The following is a 4,496-nucleotide window of genomic DNA, read 5'->3' on the forward strand; positions in this document are numbered from 1 at the left end:
GTTTGGGGGTGAGGGGGGGCGGTGCCTGAAAATACCTGTCTGCTCAGAACCCTAGCACACCCCTCACCCCGGCCCTCTCCCGCAAGGGGAGAGGGGGAACCGGCTTCCGACACCGACCATGCGTGACTTTCGCTGAGCTCTCGCTTGCGGGAGAGGGTTCCACGGTGTTCCTGGTCGAAGTAGCAGCGTGCCCGAAGCCGGGCGGCTCGTCCCGCGCCTATTCGGCGGCGGTCGAGCGCTTCTTGCGCGTCTCCACCGGCGCCGGCTCGATGAGGCTGCGGCACTCCTCGGCGGTGAGGGGTTCCCCGAAGACGACGCCCTGGCCATATTCGCAGCCGAAGCGCGCCATCTCGCCGGCTTCGGTCTCCTTCTCCAGGCCCTCCGCCATGACGTCCATGCCGAGGTCGTGGGCAAGATCGATCATGGCGCCCACGATCACCGGACGGGCCGCGCGGGCGGCGCCCTTGGCGGTGTCGCGCACGAAGCGCGGATCGATCTTCACGCTGTCGAAGGGGAAGCGCTGGAGATAGGAGAGGGCGGAATAGCCGGTGCCGAAATCGTCGAGGCAAAGCCCCGCGCCCAGCTCCCGCATGCGGCCGAGCACCACGGCGGCATATTCGGGATTCTCCATCACCAGGCTCTCGGTGACCTCCAGCTTGAGCGATCCGGGCGCCACCGCGTTGCGGGCGAGCACGGATTTCAGGTCCTGGATCAGGTCGTGCCGCAGCAGCTGGCGGGACGAGACGTTCACATGCATGAACAAGGGCGGGTCCACCCGCAGCGTGCGCTGCCACTGGCCGAGCTGGCGCGCCGCGGCGTCGAGCACGAACAGGCCGAGGTCCAGGATGAGCCCGGTCTCCTCCGCCAGCAGCAGGAATTCGGAGGCCGCCAGCTCGCCGAGGCGCGGATGGTTCCAGCGCATATAGGCCTCGAACCCGCCGATGGCCCGGTCGCCCAGGCGCACGATGGGCTGGTAGCGCACCGAGATCTGGTTCTTCGCCAGGGCCTCGCGCAGCTCGCCTTCCAGCACCACCCGGTCGATCTTCTGCTGGCGCATGGCCGGGCGGAATACCTCGATGCGGTCGCCGCCGATGCGCTTGGCATAATACATGGCCAGCTCGGCGTCCTTCAGCACCTCCTCGCGCTTCGACTGGTCGGGCCCCGCCAGCACCAGCCCGATGGAGGCGGTGACGAACACTTCCCGGTCGGCGAAGGCGATGGGCGCGCGCAGGGAGCGGCGCAGGGTGTCGGCGAAAGTGGTGATGCGCTCGGCGTCGCGCTCCGACATGAGGATCATGCCGAACTGGTCGCCGGAGATGCGCGCCAGCGTGTCCTGCGGCTTCAGCAGGCGCATCAGGCGGCGGGCCACCGTGAGCAGGATGGAATCGGCCACCGCCATGCCCACCTGCACGTTGACCTGCTTGAAGCGGTCGAGGTCGATGACCATCACCGTCGGCTTCACCTTGTCGTCGAGGCGGGCCATGGTGAGGGACTGGCTGAGGCGGTCGAGGAACAATTCCCGGTTGGGCAGGCCGGTGAGGTTGTCACGCACCGCGTCGTGCAGCAGGCGCTCGGCGGCGATGCGCTCGCCGGTCACGTCCATGAGGGTGCCCACGCAGCGCACCACCTCGCCGTCGGCGCCCACCACCGGGCGGGCCTTCAGGTTGAAGGTGAGGTAGTGGCCGTCGATGGCGCGCAGCCGGAAGTCCTGGTCGATGCGCCCGCGCCGCTGGTCGATGATGCCGTCCAGCGTGGCGCGGAAGCGGTCGCGGTCGGCGGGGTGCAGCACCTCCAGCCAGCCGGCGGCCTCGGTCTCCAGCGAATGGCGCTTGAGGCCGAGGGCTTCCTCGGCTTCGGGGGAGGTGTAGATGCGGTCGGTGTCCACATCCCAGTCCCACACGATGAGGCCGGAGCCGGCCAGCGCCAGCGCCCGGCGCTCCAGCTCGGAGGTGGAGCCCTGGATGCCGCCGATGCCGGCGAAGGCGTGCTGCATCACCGTGAAGCCGATGAGCATGACGATCAGCACCAGGCCGCCGGAGAGGGCGGGGGCGGCGAGATCGTTGGTGACGAAGCCGGCCACCGTGAGCCCGGCCATGAGCACCCACACCACCAGCAGCGACCAGGTGGGGATGATGAGCACCGCCCGGTCGTAACCGTGCTGGCTGAGCCAGATGATGACGCCGAGCCCGGCCACCGCCACCGCCAGCAAGGACAGGCGGGCGATGCCCGCCGCCACCGGGGCGTCGAGCAGGGCCACCACCACCAGCGCGGCGAGGAAGGTGAGCCAGCCGGCGGCCACGTGCACGTAGCGCACATGCCAGCGATTGAGGTTGAGATAGGCGAACAGGAACACCAGCAGCGTGCCGGTGAGGATCGCCTCGCCCGATGCGCGCCAGAACTGCTCGGCGATGGGCGAGAGGCCGAACACCTTCGACCAGAAGGCGAAATCGAGGCCGATATAGCCCAGCACCGCCCAGGCCAGCGCCGCCGCCGCCGGGAACATCACCGATCCCTTCACCACGAACAGGATGGTGAGGAAGAGCGCCAGCAGGCCGGCGATGCCGATGACGATGCCGTGGTAGAGGGTGAAGGCGTTCACCCGGTCCTTGTAGGCGTCCGGCTCCCACAGATAGAGCTGGGGCAGGGTGGGGCTGCCCAGCTCGGCCACGAAGGTGACGGTGGAGCCCGGGTCCAGCGTGATCAGGAACACGTCCGCGTCGGGCGCGGTCTGCCGCTCCGGCTTGAAGCCCTGGCTCGGTGTGAGCGAGGTGATCCGCCGGTTGCCGAGATCAGGCCAGAACAGGCCGGAGCCGGACATGCGGTAGTGCGGGGCGACGATGAGGCGGTCCACCTGCTCGTCGGTGTTGTTGGTGAGGGCGAAGGCGATCCAGTCGCCGTGGCTGCGCCCGTCGGAGGTGGGGACCTCGATGCGCCGGACCACGCCTTCCGTATCGGGCGCGGTGGAGATCTGGAAGCGGCCGTCCTCGGTGGTCTCGCGCTGCACGGCGGGCAACAGGTCCACCACCTTGGCGTCGAGGCGCAGGGCGATGGCCTCCATCGCCTGCGCGCTGCCGGCGGGCAGCGTCAGCGCCAAGAGGAGCGCCCCGAGAAACGCCAAAGAAGCCCCAACGGGCAGAGCGATGACGCGAGCGAGCAACGACCGCAATGTCAGGTCTCCGCACCCGGACTGCTGCCGGGCCGAGTTTCGGTTGAGGAGGGCAGCCTGGCGAAGGTGCGACGCGCAGCGCCGGACGGCAAGTGCTTCGACACACCCAAGTGCTTCGACTCACCCATGAGGCATGCCTTTGCACCGGGATGGTCCGGCGCGTCCGTTTCCCTAGCCAAGGCGTGCGGCCGGAGCAAGGCGCATGGCGGCTTTATGATACCGCCATATCTTTCGTGGCCCCAAAAAACGAATGCGCGCCCGCAGTGGGCGCGCATCGAAACGGTGGTCCGGCTGCTCAGAAGAAGCGGCGGGCGTTGTCCCGGTCGTCGGTGGAGAGGGGGGTGGGCTCGCGGGTCAGGCGGGCGGCCTCTTCCCGGCGCACATATTCGGAGAAGGGGTCGAGGGCTTCCTCCACCGCTTCCTCGGCGCGCGCGGAGATCACTTCCAGCGGGGGCTGCGGCGCCGGACGGGCGGCGGGCGGCACGGGATGAACGTCCTCGGCCGGCACGGCGCGCTCGGAATCAGTGGTGCGCGAGGCCTTGGCGTCGAGCCACGGCAGGGGATAGGGCGAGGCGATGTAGGCCACGCCGTCTTCCTGCTCCCAGGCGATCATGTGGATGGCCTCTTCCGCCGGCATGCCGGGCAGGGAGAACATCTGCGGCAGCTCGCGGGCGCCGCCGGTCCAGCCGATGGTGTGGGCGAGCTGGAAGGCTTCGTCGAGGAAGGCGGTCACGGCAGCAAGCCGGTCCGCACGGAGCGCCTGGGCGAAATCCACATCGAGAAGCCGGCGGAGATAGGTCTCCACGCTGTCCCCGGCGGCCCACTGGGCGCCGGAGGCGAACTGGTAAACATAGACGCGCGGACTTGCCATCACGCAGCTCCGAAAAACCATAACTGGGGGTCCCTCATACCAAAAGGGACCCGAAAACACAAAATCGTGCTTCGACTTAACCCGGCAAGGCTTAAATTTTCGTGATCCTGCGGTGCAGCAGGGGCCGGTTGCGGCGTGATCCGGGACGTTTGCGGCGCAAGAGCGCATTTCGATCGCAAGACATGGTCTTCGGATCGGCAAAACCGTCCCTATCCTCCCTTTCGAGAGGGAATCACTGGCCCGGCCAAAAGGGTCCGGTGCAGGCTTCAGCGAAAGGGTGCCCCATGCCGATCGCCCCGCGTTCCCACGGCCTGTGGGTGGTCACCGCCCCGCCGGCCCCGGCGCTGGCGCAGCTCTCGGGCACCCACCGGGCCGACGTGGCCGTGGTGGGAGCGGGATATGCGGGGCTGTCGGCGGCGCTGCGGCTTGCCGAGGCGGGGGCACGGGTGGCGGTTCTGG

Annotated in this window: 3 protein-coding genes; 1 reads left to right on the forward strand and 2 read right to left on the reverse strand. The window is 68.7% G+C overall.

Annotated elements, in window-relative coordinates; translation table 11 throughout:
* Positions 1-217: 217 nt before the first annotated feature.
* Together K9U41_RS21840 and K9U41_RS21845 are read right to left on the reverse strand one after the other, a co-directional pair.
* Positions 218-3,058 carry an EAL domain-containing protein gene (locus K9U41_RS21840; RefSeq protein WP_282642949.1) on the reverse strand — a complete coding sequence of 947 codons (2,841 nt, stop codon included), beginning with the start codon at positions 3,056-3,058 and terminating at the stop codon, positions 218-220.
* Positions 3,059-3,461: 403 nt separating this feature from the next.
* Positions 3,462-4,037, reverse strand: coding sequence for a hypothetical protein (locus tag K9U41_RS21845; protein ID WP_282642948.1), 576 nt, complete (start codon positions 4,035-4,037; stop codon positions 3,462-3,464).
* A 284-nt stretch (positions 4,038-4,321) separates the two neighbouring features.
* On the opposite strand from K9U41_RS21845, the gene K9U41_RS21850 reads away from it, so the two are divergent.
* The coding region (locus tag K9U41_RS21850; RefSeq protein WP_282642950.1) for an FAD-dependent oxidoreductase at positions 4,322-4,496 on the forward strand (175 nt) is incomplete at its 3' end.

The organism is Xanthobacter autotrophicus (assembly GCF_029991245.1).
Lineage (GTDB): Bacteria > Pseudomonadota > Alphaproteobacteria > Rhizobiales > Xanthobacteraceae > Xanthobacter > Xanthobacter autotrophicus_C.